The organism is Streptomyces sp. NPDC006743 (assembly GCF_040703815.1).
Taxonomy (GTDB): Bacteria; Actinomycetota; Actinomycetes; order Streptomycetales; family Streptomycetaceae; genus Streptomyces.
Genome location: NZ_JBEYJA010000058.1, coordinates 1 through 15,236 on the forward strand (window position 1 = coordinate 1; position 15,236 = coordinate 15,236).

12 protein-coding genes and 1 tRNA gene are annotated in these 15,236 nt (G+C 73.0%); 5 read left to right on the forward strand and 8 right to left on the reverse strand.

All coding sequences use genetic code 11. The features are described from left to right. Nucleotides 1-475: 475 nt before the first annotated feature. Both ABZ719_RS31955 and ABZ719_RS31960 read right to left on the reverse strand, forming a co-directional pair. On the reverse strand, nucleotides 476-709 hold the full coding sequence (locus tag ABZ719_RS31955) for a DUF2277 domain-containing protein (protein WP_037854156.1): 234 nt from the start codon (nucleotides 707-709) through the stop codon (nucleotides 476-478). 13 nt (nucleotides 710-722) lie between these two features. Next, nucleotides 723-1,271 carry a GNAT family N-acetyltransferase gene (locus ABZ719_RS31960; RefSeq protein WP_366728641.1) on the reverse strand — a complete coding sequence of 183 codons (549 nt, stop codon included), beginning with the start codon at nucleotides 1,269-1,271 and terminating at the stop codon, nucleotides 723-725. Between the two features lie 113 nt (nucleotides 1,272-1,384). On the opposite strand from ABZ719_RS31960, the gene ABZ719_RS31965 reads away from it, so the two are divergent. From ABZ719_RS31965 to ABZ719_RS31980, 4 genes are all read left to right on the forward strand, one after another. Continuing rightward, nucleotides 1,385-1,747, forward strand: coding sequence for a hypothetical protein (locus tag ABZ719_RS31965; protein WP_366728642.1), 363 nt, complete (start codon nucleotides 1,385-1,387; stop codon nucleotides 1,745-1,747). A gap of 99 nt (nucleotides 1,748-1,846) precedes the next feature. Further along, a tRNA-Val gene (locus tag ABZ719_RS31970) sits at nucleotides 1,847-1,918 on the forward strand. A 240-nt stretch (nucleotides 1,919-2,158) separates the two neighbouring features. Continuing rightward, a complete protein-coding gene (locus ABZ719_RS31975) occupies nucleotides 2,159-2,929 on the forward strand; it encodes a DUF4097 family beta strand repeat-containing protein (protein WP_366728643.1) in 771 nt (256 codons plus the stop codon). A gap of 496 nt (nucleotides 2,930-3,425) precedes the next feature. Continuing rightward, entirely contained in the window at nucleotides 3,426-4,718 is a 1,293-nt protein-coding gene (locus ABZ719_RS31980) for a hypothetical protein (protein ID WP_366728645.1), read from the forward strand. Nucleotides 4,719-4,770: 52 nt separating this feature from the next. Here the strand turns inward: ABZ719_RS31980 and ABZ719_RS31985 are convergent, their stop codons facing one another. From ABZ719_RS31985 to ABZ719_RS31995, 3 genes are all read right to left on the reverse strand, one after another. Then, nucleotides 4,771-5,904: an amidase domain-containing protein gene (locus ABZ719_RS31985; RefSeq protein WP_366728670.1), complete on the reverse strand. Its 1,134-nt coding sequence runs from the start codon at nucleotides 5,902-5,904 to the stop codon at nucleotides 4,771-4,773. A 175-nt stretch (nucleotides 5,905-6,079) separates the two neighbouring features. Next, a complete protein-coding gene (locus ABZ719_RS31990) occupies nucleotides 6,080-7,381 on the reverse strand; it encodes a hypothetical protein (RefSeq protein WP_366728647.1) in 1,302 nt (433 codons plus the stop codon). 95 nt (nucleotides 7,382-7,476) lie between these two features. After that, nucleotides 7,477-9,666: a transglycosylase domain-containing protein gene (locus tag ABZ719_RS31995; protein ID WP_366728671.1), complete on the reverse strand. Its 2,190-nt coding sequence runs from the start codon at nucleotides 9,664-9,666 to the stop codon at nucleotides 7,477-7,479. A 657-nt stretch (nucleotides 9,667-10,323) separates the two neighbouring features. Between ABZ719_RS31995 and ABZ719_RS32000 the strand changes: the two genes are divergently transcribed. Next, nucleotides 10,324-10,539: a zinc ribbon domain-containing protein gene (locus ABZ719_RS32000; RefSeq protein ID WP_366728648.1), complete on the forward strand. Its 216-nt coding sequence runs from the start codon at nucleotides 10,324-10,326 to the stop codon at nucleotides 10,537-10,539. A 44-nt stretch (nucleotides 10,540-10,583) separates the two neighbouring features. Here the strand turns inward: ABZ719_RS32000 and ABZ719_RS32005 are convergent, their stop codons facing one another. The 3 genes from ABZ719_RS32005 to ABZ719_RS32015 are packed head-to-tail and all read right to left on the reverse strand — an operon-like array spanning nucleotide 10,584 to nucleotide 15,131. Further along, on the reverse strand, nucleotides 10,584-11,396 hold the full coding sequence (locus ABZ719_RS32005) for an HAD family hydrolase (protein ID WP_366728649.1): 813 nt from the start codon (nucleotides 11,394-11,396) through the stop codon (nucleotides 10,584-10,586). Next, nucleotides 11,396-13,897 (reverse strand): phosphoribosyltransferase, encoded by a 2,502-nt coding sequence (locus tag ABZ719_RS32010; RefSeq protein WP_366728650.1) that lies wholly within the window; start codon nucleotides 13,895-13,897, stop codon nucleotides 11,396-11,398. Before ABZ719_RS32010 ends, ABZ719_RS32005 begins: the two co-directional genes overlap by 1 nt. 49 nt (nucleotides 13,898-13,946) lie before the next feature. Next, entirely contained in the window at nucleotides 13,947-15,131 is a 1,185-nt protein-coding gene (locus tag ABZ719_RS32015) for an HpcH/HpaI aldolase/citrate lyase family protein (protein WP_366728651.1), read from the reverse strand. Nucleotides 15,132-15,236: the final 105 nt, after the last annotated feature.

The window sequence follows — 15,236 nt, forward strand, 5'->3', positions numbered from 1 at the left end:
GTCCAGCAAGACCACCCCTGACACAACACCAGCCGACTACACTCCAGACGACGCCTCTGACCAGGCCAGATAGCGAAACGCTGCTGGAGTACTAGCAGGCCCTGCCGTCGAATTCCCGCTTGCCCCGCCACGCCTGGCACGCCTTCTCGCCGCACCGGACGAAAACCCGGGTACGGCCCGGTACGAGGACTTCCGCCCCGCACGCCGAGAGCACGCACCGGACGCCGCCGGGCCGCCGTCCGGGCGACGACGGGAAGGTGACGACAGGACCACAGCCGGTGCCGTGAGCGGACGGGTTCCCCGGCTCGCGGCGCACGGCAGACCTTCCGGCCCGCGGCACCGGGCGCCCCAGGCACCCCCGGTCCCACCAGCGGCACCGGACTCCCCGGCACCCTCGGTCCGGCCGCGGCACCGGACTCCCAGGCACCCCCGGCGCTGTCATCGGTTTCCGTCCGCCCGGTCCGGCGGACGGGCCTCACCCGGCCGCCGCGCGCGTCCCCTGTCCCCGCACCTCCAGTCCCGCGAGCAGTTCCTCCGTGGCCGCCGCGATCACCTCGACCGCGTGGTCGAAGACCTCGCGGTTGTGCGCGGCGGGCGCGCGGAACCCCGACACCTTGCGGACGTACTGCAGCGCGGCGGCGCGGATCTCGTCACCCGTCGCCTCCTCGGGCAGGGCGGGCGGACGCAGCGTCTTGATGCTCCGGCACATGTCTGCGGTCTCCTCACTGCGGGCCGTCGGTGAGGCCCGCCGGTGCCGTCAGGTCGAGGCACCAGTCGTTGGACGTGATCCAGTGGCCCTTCGGGTACTCGAACTCGACCTCTCCCAGCAGGGTGAAGCCGGCCCGGCGGCAGACGCCGTTGGAGGCGGGGTGGTCCACACGCGGGTACGCGTGCAGCCGGGGGTGCGTGCCGACGGCGCGCACCTGTGCCACCAGCGCCGACGCCGCGCGCGCCGCCAGTCCCCGCCCCTGGAAGGCGGGCGATATCGCCCACCCCGTCTCCCACACGGTCTCGCCCCGCCAGGACCGCTCCCAGAAGCCGATCGAGCCCGCGGTGGCCCCGTCGGCCGCCGACACCACCCGGTACATCCGCCCGGCCGGCAGTTCCAGGTAGCGCCGGTGGCGCTCGGCGAGCTTCTCCTCACTCTCCGGACCGCCCAGGTGCGCGGTCATCTCGGGGCTGTTGTGCAGCCGCAGCAGCCACAAGTCGTCCTCGCCCCAGGGTTCCAGCCGTACCGCCGTCTTGTCCGTGCCGCCGTCCGTCTTCTCCATTCCGCCACCGTAGGACAGGGGTCTGACAACGGGCCGCGACCGGCGATTTCTCGAACGGATGAGCCCACCGAAGCAAGTCGCGACCCAAAATCGAACAGGCGTAGCATTGCGCCGTGGCTACGCCCTATGACTTCCCGAGTGACCTCCTCGCCGGCCAGGAGGAGCTGCATCAGGTCCGGGCCGAGCTGGCCGCCCTGCTGAAACGGCTGCCGTGGTCGGTCGAACCGCTGGACGGGTTCAGCGACGACGGCGGCTGGCGCAAGGTGGAACGCCCCGCCTCCCCCGGCTGGACCGCCGACGAACAGGCCGAGGTGGAGAAACTCCGCCGCCGCGAGCACGAGCTGGCGGTGTTCGTCACCACCCACCGGTACTGGTCCGAGTTCACCGGCACCGACGCCGTCACCGCCCGCAGCCGGCTCAAGCACGCCCACGAGAACACCGGGCCCGCGGGCGGGGGCGGGGACGACGGCGCGTGATCCGCCGCGGCCCGGCCCTGGCCCGCCGCACCGCTCCCCGGGGCGCACAACGGGTTTGCGGGGCAGTCCCCCTGGCAGGGTAGGCTGTCCACTCGTCCCGGGTGCGTAGCTCAGGGGTAGAGCGCCTGCCTTACAAGCAGGATGTCGGCGGTTCGAAACCGTCCGCGCCCACCGGTCGCGACACGCGAGCGAAGGCCCAGGTCCACGGGGTGCCCCCGAGGACCTGGGCCTTCGGCGTCCCCGGCGGCGCACGCACCGGGCACACGGGGGTTTTCCCCACCCCCGATCCGCCGGTGCACCGGATTCTCCGCCCCGCCCGCTCCCCCTACGGTCGATGGTGACCACAGCGGAAGACACCCACCGCAACCGTCCGCGTCAGCCCGTACCGGCCTGTCCCAGGGGGAGACCGTCATGTCCCGAACCGTTCCCGTCCGTGCCGCCGCCGTCACCGGCGTGGTCGCGGCCCTGCTCGCCACGGCGACCGCCTGCGGGGGCTCTGCCGGGGACGACAAGGACCCCGACCACCGCTCTTTCGCCCTGCACGGCCGCACCCTGACCGTGGACTCCGACGACTCGGCGCTGGAACTCGTCGCCGCCGACGACGTCAAGGCGCGCACCGTCCGGGTCACGCGGTGGTTCAAGGGCCATGTGCTCGTGGGCGACGACCCGCGGGTGACCTGGTCGATGAAGGACGACCGGCTGGTGCTGCGCCTGAAGTGCTCCGGGATCGTCGCCGACTGCGACGCAAGGCACCGGATCGAGGTGCCGCGCGGCGTCACCGTGAAGGTGCGGGAGAAGGACGGCAGCGTGCGGGCGCACGGCTTCGAGGATCCGCTGGACATCCGCACCTCGGACGGGTCCGTGCGCGTCACCGGCAGCACCGGACCGCTGGAACTGCGCACCCACGACGGCTCCGTGCGGGCGGAGGTCTCCTCGCGCCGGGTGCGGGCCACCACCGCCGACGGCTCGGTCCACCTCGACCTCGGCGCCGTGCCCGACCTGGTCGACGCGCACACCTCCGACGGCTCCGTCACCGTGGCGCTGCCCCGGGCCCCGTACCGGGTGACGGCGAAGACCCACGACGGCTCCACCCATGTGTCGGTGCCCCGCGACGGCTCCAGCGCCCACGTCGTGTCCGCGCGGACCGCCGACGGAAGCATCACGGTGCGTACGGCGAACTGATCGGCCCGTGTGTTCGTCCTGCACAGGTGGGAGAATGATTTCCACGCTGATTCCACGCGGGGCGGACGACGGCACGGGGAGAGGGATGACGGCCACACCGGCGGCAGGGGCGACACCGCCCACTCCGGCCACTCCTGCCACGCGGACAGGACCGGCCTCCCCACCGCCACCGGCCACCCCGACCGCACCGGCCACGGTCACGGCAGCGGCCACCCCGGCCGCAGCCACCACGGCCACGGCCACGAAGGCACCGGCCGTCCCGACCCCACCGGTCACGGCCCCGGACACGACGGCATCCGCCGCACCGGCCACTGCGCGGCGACCGGCCGCCGGCCCGGCAGGACCGGCCCCCGCGGGGAAACCAGCCACCCCGGCAGGACCGGCCGCCCCGCCACAACCAGCCACCCCGCCCGCGCCCCGCCCCTCCCGCCGGCCGCGCGCGGCCTCCCCGCGGTCCCGCTCCGGGGCCCGGCCCGCCGGTGACGTCCTCGCCCTCGTGGCGCTGCCCCTGTTCGCCGTGCTCGCGCTGCCCGGCGCCTTCGCCGGGGGCGGCACCCGGCGCTGGTTCGGCGGCCGGGCCGAGAGCCAGCGGGCCGAGGCGCAGGCGGCCAAGGACGCGGCGGCGTCAGCCTTCTACGAACTGGACACCGCCCAGCGCGACCTGCGGATCTCGATGGAGACCATCACCGCCGTCGACGCCTCGCCGGCCGCCCGCCGCGCCGTCGCCGACTTCGAGGCGCTGGGCCTGCGGATCGACGAGGCCAGCCGGCGCTACATCCAGGCCGTCGACGCGACCGACCTGGACCGCGACGACCTGGAGGCCTCCGCCGCCGCCCGGGCCCGCGCCGACCTGACCGCCGCGAAGGACGAACTGCTGAACGTCAAGCGCGAGCTGGACCGTTTCAGCAGTGGGCTCGGGCCGCTGCTCGGCAAGGCCGAGACCCAGCTGGCCCGGCTCGCGCCCGCCGTCGAGCGCGCCCGGCAGGCGCTGCTGGCCGCCAGCAGCGCGCTGGACGCGACCCGTGGCGCGGGGCTCAGGGCGGACGACCTCGCGGCCCGGCTGGCCGCGCTCGCCCCCGAGCTGACCAAGCTGAACCAGGGGGCGGGGCAGCACGGCGTGCAGGCGACGCTGGAGCGGGCCGAGCGGGTGTCGCGGGAGGCGGAGGCGATCCGGGCCGAGGCCGGGCGGCTGCCGGAGAAGGCCGCCGAGATCGACCACCGGCTGGTGTCCCTGCGCACCCGTGCGCAGGCGCTCACCACCCGCAGCGGCCAGGTGGAGCCGGTCCTCAGCGAGCTGCGCCGGCGGTTCACGGCCGCCTGCTGGCAGGACCTCCAGCACGTCCCCGAGCAGGCCGCGCAGAACGTGCGGCAGGCCGAGGCGAGGCTGAAGGAGGCGCAGGCCGCCCGGGACGCGCAGCGCTGGCCGGACGCGACCGCGCTGCTGTCGACGGTGCGGGCGCTGCTGAACACCACCGACGAGGCGGTCTCGGCGGCCGGGGACCGGCTGGCCCGGCTGAACGCCGTGCAGAAGGACCCGCAGGGAGAGATCGAGAAGACCCGGTTCGCGATCCGGGACGCGCAGCGGCTGGCGATGACGGGCCGTACGACGCCGGATCCGCGGCACGCGCGTCCGCTGGACGACGCGGTGGCCCGGCTGGAACGGGCGGTCACGGGCCTGGAGGGCCGCCATCCGGACTACTGGCACTTCCTGACGGAGACCGACGCGGTCCGGCGGACGGCGGCCCGGGTGGTGTCGCAGATCCGGGAGGAGCGGGGAGCCGGTCACTGAGGCCGGGGCCCGCGGTGGCCCGGCCCCCGCTCCGTTAACGCACCGGCAGCGGTCACGTGCGGTAGGCGTAGTAGTACGCGTTCGGGTACGACGCGATGAGGCTCGCCACCGACCTGTTGTAGGTGTTGGTGGAGTGGTACGACACGTACGGCACGCCCTGCGGGCTGCGGTAGGTGACGATCATGGAGTGGTCCTTGGACCCGTCCCGGTTGAAGTCCACCTGGAGCACGTCACCGACGTCCATCTGGTAGACGTACGGCAGGCTGGTGACCCGCTTGGAGGACAGGGCGAACCAGGAGAACTCGTTGACCCCGACGAACGAGTCCGACTGGATCTCGTTGTTGCCGAACCACTTGTGGAAGTCGGTCGTGTAGCCGGGGACGTGCTTCCAGCCGCCGGCCTTCAGGGACTGGCTGACGAAGTTGGTGCAGTCGCCGCCGGCCCCCTGCCCGTTGAAGTTCGGGTAGTCCGGGTTGTAGTTGCTCCAGTACTTCTTCGCGTACGCCGCCATGGCCTGGTAGTCGTACGTGCCCGAAGTGAGGTTCTTCTTGTTGGCCGGGGCGCTCTTCGCCGTCGACGAGCGCGGCGCGTCCGGCGGGTTGCCGTCGTCGGCGGCCGTGGCGGGCTTCGCGGCCGGCGGGGCGGCGGGCTGGTTCACGGCCACGCCGTCGTCGGTGTCGCGGATGCCGGTGAGCTGCCAGTTGCCGTGCTTGTCGGCGTGGAACGACAGTTCGTGGTGCGCCTGGAAGCCGGTGTTCTTCGGCTCGTTGCCGCGGACCTTCTCGTAGGTCAGGGTCGTGCTCTCGGTCACCGCGACCTTGGCGTCGTGGCCCTTGACCTGGGTGGCGTCCAGCGTGACGGTGGTGCTGCCCGCGCTGTACTTCTCGCCGAGCTTCTCCAGGCGGTCCTTGCGGCCGCGCAGTTCGGACAGCGCGGAGTCCTCGTGGTGGGACTGCGTGCCGGACATGCGGACCTTGCCGGAGAAGCGCGAGGACAGCCGCTCGTGGTGCCCCTTCTTCCCCTGCGCGCCGCCGGTGCCGCCGTCGACCAGGGCCTGGGTGCGGTCGGTGAAGACCGCGTCCGCGAGCTTCTGGAAGGTGGCCTTGGTGGCCGCGTCCACCGTCGGGTCGTCGGTGACCGCCGCGCCCGCGCTCCAGTTGGGCACCAGGGCCACGCCCGCGACCACCGAGGCGGCAGCGGCGGTGACTATGGTGGCGCGACGCCGCTTACGGCTCAGTTTTCTGGATTTCAATGATGTTCCCCTCTACGCCGGTACACCTACCGGGCGGTCGCATCTTCGCATGACACGCGCGCCGGTTGTGAAGAGGGTGTGCGCAAGTGCAACCAAGGGGTTACCGGGCTCACTTGACCACCGAGGACCAGTCGGGCGACTGCGCCGGATCCAGTCCGCGCAGGGCCTGCAGCGTCTCGGGCTTCTGCACGTCCATCCAGTCCGCCAGCTCCTTGAACGACACGCACTTGACGCCCTCTTTGGTGCAGACGTTCTTGATGACCTGGTCGATGGACTTCATGTAGATACCGCCGTTCCAGTCCTCGAAGTGGTTGCCGATGAACAGCGGCGCCCGGCTGCCGTAGTAGGCACGGTTGAAGCCCGCCATGTAGGAGTCGACGGTCTGCTTCTCCCACTGCGGGTACTTGGCGGGGTCGCCCTTGGTCTCGCCCTCGGACTGGTTGTAGAGGAAGTTGAAGTCCATGGACAGGCCCTGGTACTTGCCGGACTCGTAGGGGAGCATCTGGAGCGGGAAGTCCCAGATGCCGTTCTTCTTCGTGGGCCAGATCTGGAAGTCACCGGGCGAGGAGGCGTCGTAGCGCCAGCCGTAGTCCTTCATCGCCTTCAGCAGGTTGGGCTGGCCCTCCAGGCAGGGCGCACGGCCGCCGGTGACCTCCTTGCGGAAGTCGAAGGGCAGCGGCGCGACGTCCTTGAAGCCGGTGTTGGTCTTCCATTTCTCCACGAAGTCGTAGAACTGGTCGATCTCGCTCTTCCACTCCTTGACGCTCCAGTCGCCGCCGCCCTTGGAGCCGCAGAAGTGGCCGTTGAAGTGGGTGCCGATCTCGTTGCCCTGCTCGTAGGCGAGGCGCAGTTGCCCCAGCGTGTCGCGGATGTGCTCGTCGGTGGCGTAGTCGATGGCGGCGTCACCGGGGTTGTGCATCGGCGGGTGGTAGAGGCTCTTCTTGCTCTTGGGCAGCAGGTAGATGCCCGTGAGGAAGAAGGTCATGTGGGCGTTGTACTCCTTGGCCAGCTCCCGGTAGTGCGAGAACAGGTGGTCGCTGCCCTCCAGCGCGCCGTCCCAGGAGAACACCACGAACTGCGGCGGTTTCTCGCCCGGTTTGAGCGGTACGGGCTTCAACTCGCCCTTCTGCGGCCCGGTGTAGGAGGTGGAGCCGTCACCGAGGACCTTGACCTTGCCGTCCCACTCGGGCTCCTTGCTCCCCGTGGGCGAGGGGGCGGGGGCGGGGCTCTTGCGGGCGGTGCCCTTCACGCCGTCGGAGGCGGTCGGCGTGGTGGAGTCGGGGCGGGTCAGGGCGAGGAAGCCGGCCACCACGGAGGCGACGACCAGGAAGGCGGCCAGGGTGATGAAGTGCGGTCGGGAGGGGCGGCGGCGCGCGGGGGCCTTGCGACGGCGGCCGGGGGGCGGCTTCATGGGCGGCTCGAATCTGCGTGGGGAGGGCTGCGGGAGGCTGGCGCGGGCTCCGCCGGGCGGGGGACGCCGGCAGCGGGGGCGGCTCACGAGACGGGTCAGCCGAGTGGCTTCATGGCACCCTCCCAGATGGCGTACGGGACGCTGCCGGTTCCGGTGGTGTCGATCCCCTTCAGCGGCAGCGGCTCCAGGCTCTTGGCCAGGTCCATGCGGTAGAGGACGACCGCCGTGGTCACCTTCCGGGCGCTGCCCACGTACCAGGCGGCGGTGTCGTCCTCGGTGGTGCCGGCCTTGCCGGTGACCCGGGCCGCTGCCGGCGCCGCCCCGGGGTGGGCGGTGCGGAAGGCGTCGGCGAGCGCGTCGTCGACCTGCTGGGCGACACGGGTGCTGACCGCCTGCCCGCTCAGCGGGCGGTCCACCGGCACGTCGGAGCCGTTGCGGGTGATGCGCAGCACCGAGTACGGCTCGGTGTGCACGCCCGCGGCGTCGAAGGTGGCGTAGCCGCTGGCCATGCGGATGGCGCTGGGCCGGGCGTTGCCCGTGGACAGGGCGGGCACCTGCGGTCCCACGCTGGAGGACAGCAGCCCGGAGGCGACGGCGGTCTCCTTGACCTTGTCCAGGCCGGTGTCCATGCCGAGCTGCATGAACGGCGTGTTCACGGACTGCGCGAGCGCCTTGCGCAGGGTGACGGGGCCGAAGGACTTCTTGCCGTCGTTGTGGGCGGCCACCTTGCGGCCGCTGCGGTCCCAGTAGGGGCCCTCGGGTGTGTGGACGGGCACGGCGTCGTCCCCGTCGTAGACGGTGTCCGGGGAGATCGGCACGCGGGGGGCGTCGCGCTGTTTGACGACACCGTGCTCCAGGCCGGCCGCGTAGACGAACGGCTGGAAGGCCGAACCGGCCGGGACCGTGGCGGCGTTGGACTCGTTGTAGCCCTGCGTGCGGTGGTCGGGGCCGCCGTAGACGGCGACGATCCGGCCGTCGGCGGCCACCGAGGCGGCGCCGTAGTGCGCGGTCTTCGTCGTCTTCGGGGCGCTCTCCCGGGCCTTCTTGCGGGCCTTGGTGACGACGTCGGTGAGGGCGGTCTCCCGCTTGCGGTCGAAGGTCGTGTAGATCTGGTAGCCGCCCAGGTCGAAGTCCTTGTCGGACAGGTGCGCGGTGTCCTTGGCGTACTGCGACGCCAGTTCGACCAGGTAGTCGCTCTGCCGGCCGGTGTCGGAGAGCGGGTTGCGCTTGAGCGGCTCGGGGAACGTCGTGTACTTGGCGCGCTCGTCCTTGGACAGCTTGCCGATCTTGACCATGCGGTCCAGGGTCCACTTCCAGCGCTTGACGGCGCGGGCGTGGTTCGAGGGGCCGAGCGTGGGGTCGTACAGGCCCGCGCCCTTGAGCAGGGAGGCGAGGAACGCGGCCTCGCTGGCGTTGAGTTCGCTGACGTCCTTGCCGTAGTAGGCCTGGGCGGCGCGCTGGATGCCGTAGGTGCCGCGGCCGAACCAGCTGGTGTTCAGATAGCCCTCGAGGATCTTGTCCTTGCTCATCTTGTTGTCGAGCTTGAGGGAGATCATCGCCTCGGTGAACTTGCGGCTGACGGTCTGGTTCTGCGTCAGGTAGACGTTCTTGACGTACTGCTGGGTGATGGTCGAGCCGCCCTCGGTGTCGCCCTTGCCGACGGTCCGCCACAGGGCGCGGGTGATGCCCTTGAAGGAGATGCCCGGGTCGCTGTAGAAGCTCTCGTTCTCGGCGGCGAGCACCGCCCAGCGGACGTCCTCGGGTATGTCCTTCAGCGGCATCGCCTGGCGCTGCACCCAGCCGGTGCGGGCCATCGGGGTGCCGTCGGACCAGAAGTAGACGTTGTCCTGCTGGGTGGCGTACGAGTTCAGGTTCTCCGGTATGTCCGTGGCGGCGTAGGCGACGACGAGGAAGAGGGTGGTCAGGCCGATGCCGGAGAAGGCCAGGCCGATCCACTGCCGCCAGGAGGGCATCCAGCGGCGCCAGCCGGTGCGTCCGCGGCGCGGGTAGACCGGTTTGAGCTTGCGGGCCCAGGGCGCGAGCACCGCGAGGAAGGGGGCCAGGCGCCGGGCGAGGGGGCCGGTGAGGCGGGTGACGGCGTGCGGCAGGATGCGCGGCCGGCTCGGCTTGCGGCGACCGGCCCGCCGCCGGGGCGTGCGGGCGCCGTCCGAGGCGCGGGACGCCTCGGACGCAGGGGACGCCTCCGAGGCGCGGGTCGGGTCCGACGCGCTCGGACCGGAGGCGCGGGTCGGGTCCGACTTCGGCCGGAACACGCGCAGTTGCATGGTCTCGTGCAGCTGCGGCTCGTCCGTCTCCCGCGTGCCCCGGCCGTCCGTCTCCCGCGTGCCCCGGCCGTCCGTCTCCCGCGTGCCCCGCTCGTCCGTCTGCCGCCGGCGCGGCTCGCCGGATTCCCGCTCGCTGCGCTCCCGCGGCCGCCTCGGGCGTCCGGGCAGGCGCGCGCGCAGGGCGTCGACCTTCAGCTGCATCGTCTCGTCCGGGCGCGGGACGGCGCCGGATTCCCGCCGTGCCGCGCGCTCCTCGCGGCGCAGCGCGTCGACGTTCAACTGGACGGTCTCGTCCGCGCGTCCGCGCGTCCCGGACCCGTCCCCTCCGGTGTCCGGCGCGTCCGGGGCACTGCCCGGCCCGGCGCGGCGCGCCCGGGGTGGGCGGCCTTCCTCCGGAAGGCCCTCCCCCTGCCCTGCCTCGCTCACGACTGCGTCTCCCTCCGCACCCCGTGTTGCTCGCGCGGGTCGACACAGCCGCCGCAACCGCGGCCGCCTGCCCCCTCACTCCCAGCCGCTTCGCGGCTCTCACGGCGAGACAAAATTATCAGCCGTCTTTTCAATTCCTCCGCATGAGAACGGGACAGAAGCGAACACACAAGAATCACCAAGCTCTGTGTCTCCGGTCACGCCCGTCGGGGCCTGTCCTAACCTGGACGCATGCCTCGCTACGAGTACCGCTGCCGCAGTTGCGGCGACACCTTCGAACTGAACCGTCCCATGGCGCAGTCCGCCGACCCGGCGACCTGCCCCGCCGGGCACGACGACACGGTCAAGCTGCTGTCCACGGTCGCCGTGGGCGGCTCCGCGAGCGCCCCGCGCGCCCAGGGACCGGGCGGCGGGGGCGGCTGCTGCGGCGGGGGCTGCTGCGGCTGAGCGGGGCGGCCGGCCGGGCGGCGTCCGCACCCGCCCGGCCCGCGTCAGCGCGGTGCGGCGGCCGCCGCGACGAACTCCCGTACGATCCGCTCCCCCGCCAGCACCCCGCGCTCGGGCAGCGCGCTGATGCCGGGCGCCGTCCAGCCCGTCTCCGCCAGTTCCCCGTGGCCCGGCCGCCAGCCGCGGTCCACGGCCAGCAGCAGGTCGGCGTCCAGCAGCGCGTCGCCCGCCCCGAGCACCAGGCCGGCCCCGGTGCGGCGGGCGACCTCGCGGACGGCGGCGCCCTTGGTGAGCGGCTCGGGGACGGCGTAGACCTTGCGGCCCTGGAGCGAGACCTTCCAGCCGCGCTGCCCGGCCCACGCCACCAGTTCCTTCACCCACTGCTCGGGCAGCAGCTCGCGCTCCACGACGAGATAGGCGAACAGGTCCTCGGCGGTGCGGTGCTTGCGCACCCACGCCGGGTCGGCGGTCCGCAGCAGGTGCTCGCGCACCTCGTCGAGCGGCGCGCACTCCTCGGCCAGCCGGCCGGTGACCTGCCGGTGCCAGTCCTGGTCCGCGACACCGTCGACCAGCAGGTGGCCGCCGTTGGCGCAGACCGCGTAGGCCGGGGCCGGGCCGGGGAGGCGGACGCGCAGGTACTGCTCGCGGGTGCGGGTCGTGGCCGGTACGAACAGCGCCGTGTCCGCGAGGTCGCCGAGCAGCCCGGCCGCGGTCTGCGTCATGAACGACAGCGGCCTTCCCTCGTACACCTCCACGCACAGCAGCCGCGGTGCCCGCTCGTCCGGGACGGTCAGGGCCAGCGCCCCGGCGGAGTAGATGAGCGTGCGGTCGAGGTCGCTGGCCACCAGTACCGGCATCAGAGCGCCACCGCCTTCCCGTCGGCGCCGGTCGCCCCGCGCGTGAAGCGGGGGTGGATCAGTCCCACGCAGGTGTACGGCAGCGCGGCCACCTCCTCGACGGGCACTCCTCGTTGCCCGGCCAGCAGGCGCACGTGGTCCAGGTCCGCGCCGGCCCCGGCCCGCGCCAGGATCTTCCACGGCACGCGGCGCAGCAGTACGCGCGTGGTCTCGCCGACGCCCGGCTTGACCAGGTTCACGTCGTGGATGCCGTACTCCTCGCTGATCCGCTCGACCGCCGCCCAGCCCGCCCAGGTCGGTGCGCGGTCGCCGGCCAGCAGTTCCTTGACGGTCACCTCGACGGCGTCGGTGACCTCACCGAAGCGGGCGGCGACGGTGTCGAGGAAGACGTTCGACAGGTCGGCGCCTGCCAGGTCCCGGTAGAACTTCGCGCCGTGGAAGTCGCGCGGTCCGACCAGGTCGGCGCGGAGCACGGTGCGCGAGACGAGCCCGGACACGGTGGAGTTGAGGCAGGCGGAGGGGATGAGGAAGTCCTCCCGGGTGCCGTAGGTGCGTACGCACGAGCCCGGGTCGGCGAGCACGGCGATCTCCGGGTCGAAGCCGGTGGCGCCGCCCGTCTCCTCGAACGCGCGGATCGCCTCGGCCAGTTCCCGGGTGATGGCGCCCTTGCCGGTCCAGCCGTCGACGAAGACGACGTCGGCCGGGTCGTGGTGGGCGGCCAGCCAGCGCAGCGCGTTGGCGTCGATGCCCCGGCCGCGCACGATCGAGACGGCGTAGTGCGGCAGTTCGAGTCCGTGCCGGAAGGCGGCCCAGCGGCGCATCAGCACACCGACGGGCGTTCCGGCGCGGGCCAGGGAGACCAGGACCGGGCGGGGGGAGCGCTCGGCGAGGACGAGTTCGGTGACCGCGCCGACGGCCTGGGCGAGCCGGCCCGCCGAGGCGCCGAGGGCCGCGTGGAACAGCTCCTGGTACTGGTCGCTGGGCTGGTACTCCACCGGCAGGGACTCGGCGTAGTGGGCGCCGCCGCTCTGGATGGCCTCCTCGCGCTCCTCGGTCGGCGCCTCCAGGGTGACGTCCGAGAGGTCCTGGAGCAGCCAGCCGACCTCCTCGGGCGCGTACGAGGAGAAGGCGGGGCCGCGCAGGGGCTCGGGCAGCATGGGGGGACTTTCCTGACTCTCCCGGGCGCCCCGGGCCGGCCGGGGTTCCTGCGCGAGGGCGGGGACGTAGGACGGCACGACCGTGAGCAGGACGTGCGGGGTGTGGGCGGCGAGGCGGGCCGGCAGGCCGCCGGGCGCGTGCAGGGACGGGGTGTCGGCGGCCGAGTCGACGACGACGATGACGGCGTCGAAGCCGGCGTCCGCCACGTTGTAGGCGTAGCGCTCGCCCGGGCCGTCGGCCGGGTCGTCGTGCGCGGGGAAGACCAGGCGGCTGCGGATGGCGTAGCCGGGGTCGTCGACGGCGAGGACGGGTGAGCGGGTGGTGGTGGAGAAGCGCACCTCGGCGCCGGTGGTCCGCTCCAGCTCGTGGGCGAGCCGCAGCGGCGCGTACATCAGTTCCTCGCAGCCGAGGACCAGGATCCGGCGGGCGCCGGGGGGCAGGGCGCGGGCGAGCCGGTCCGCCATGGCGGGCAGGGCGCGCTCCAGCCGTTCGCGGTGCGCCGGGGTGAAGCCGTGCCGGGCGCCGTCCGGCAGGCCGCGGGGCCAGTCCAGGCCGACCCGGACGACCTGGCCGGGCGGGTGCGGGGCGGGGGACGCGGCGGGCTCCTGCGCGTGCGGCGCCGCCTTCTCGTACCGGGCGACCAGTTCCTGCCCCTTCGCCAGGACGCCCTCGGGGAGGCGGACCGTGCCCGAGGCGGCGGCGACGAGGTCGACGCGGGCGCCGATGGCGCGGGCGAAGTCGTCCAGGCGGGCGGTGTCGGCCGCCGAGCGCATGTCCACCAGGGCGACCACCACGTACCGCGTGCGCGGGTGGCGGGCGTGCAGGTCGCGGATGGTGTTCAGGACGGTGCTGCCGGTGGAGAACTCGTCGTCCACCAGCACCAGCGGGCCGCTCGTGGCCAGCAGCCCCGGGTCCTCCGGCAGCAGCAGGTGGGAGGTGGCGTGCGAGTGGGACTCCTCGAAGCCGCCGGCCGGCCGCACGCCGGGGACGGGCCTGCGGGTGGAGTGCAGGTAGGGGACCGCTCCCAGGCCGTCGGCGACCGAGTGGCCCAGGCCGGTCGCGGTCTCCGCGTACCCGAGGACGACGGCGCGGGCGGCCTCGTCCTCGCCGAGCAGGTCCCGGACGCGGCGGCCCAGGGCGAGCCCGTGCCCGTAGACCACCGACGGCGACTGCGGTACGTGCTTGCCGAGGACGTGGGAGACCAGGAGGTGGGCGCGCTTGGGGTTGCGGCGCAGCGCGAGACCGAGCAGGCCGGTCAGTTCACCGCCGCCCACCAGTTCCACGCCGAGCCGCTCGGCGACCCAGGTGCCGGACCATATGCCGTCGTGCACTGCCTTGTTCATGCGTTCCTTGGGGTGGGGGCGGGGCCGGGGAGGCCGGGGCGGGCGGCGGTCAGGGGGCGGCCGGTCCGCCGGGGATGCCCGCGGCGAGCAGTTCCACGAAGCCGACGTCCTCACGGGCGACGCCGAAGACCTCGGCGCGCAGCAGGGTCCGCTCGGCCCAGGCGCGGTGCGGCTTCACCTCGTTCATCTTGTTGGTGTACGCCGACCTGAGCACGCCCCCGCCGCCGCGCTCGGGCCGCAGGATGTCCGCCGCGTCGCTGTACTCCTCGTGACTGACGACGGACAGGGCGTGCACGGGGAGCACGTGCGAGGGGTGGATGCAGGTCTTGCCCAGCAGCCCGTTGGCCTGGTCCAGGGAGATCTCCCGCAGCAGCCCGTCCATGGCGTGCTCGATCAGTGTCTCGCGCAGCCCGGCCGCCTGCACCTCAAGGAAGGGGCTCTGCCGCAACTGCGGCTTGAACATGCGCTCCTGTGCCCGGAAGTACTCCCACACCGGGCCGGTCACGGTGAACCCGGTGCCGTCGGCGCGGCCGAGCATGTTGACGACGTCGGCGATGACGGAGGCGACGATCTGGACGTCGTAGGCCGTCATGTCGGGGGCCCGGCGCAGCCCGTAGGAGGAGCAGAAGTCGGTGACGCCCAGGCGCAGGGCGAGGACCCGGTCGCGGTACTTGTCGACCGCGCGGAAGATCCCCTCCAGGGTCTCCACCCGGCTCTCCCGGTAGAGCAGTTCGGGCGACTCCAGGACGGGCATGGCGAACAGCCGCCGTCCGCAGGCCGCCTCGGCGGCCTGCACCGCCTCCAGGAACGGCAGTCCGCGGTCGCCGGTGAACTTCGGCAGGACGAATCCGGACAGCAGCCGGACCGCGGGTCCCAGGCGCCGCACCAGGTCGGGTATCTGCCCGGCGGTACGGACCCGGACGAACAGCAGCGGGAGCGTCACGGGCGCGGGGAGCGCGGCCAGGGCCGCGAACTGCCGCACGAGGTTCGCCTCGCCCTGCTCCACCTCCGCGTCGTCGATGGAGTCCTCCAGGCACAGCACCATGGAGACCACGCCGCGGGCGGCCTGCTTGACGACGTCGTCGGCCAGGCGGAGGCGGGTGGCCGGGCTGTAGAGGGTGGCGCCCAGGGCGGCGGAGAGCAGCCGCGCCGGCGAGTCGGCGGTGAACTCCCCCGGCTCCCGGTGGAAGAGGCGCTGACGCACCTGCGGAGCGAGGTGCCCGAAATGACGCATGTAGCTCCCTCGTGGTGGCGCGCGACGTGGAAAAGGTGGCCGGTAATAGTACGTACGAGTCGGTGTCGGTGGTTCCCGGGGGGCATGAACTTCTGGTAACGGGGC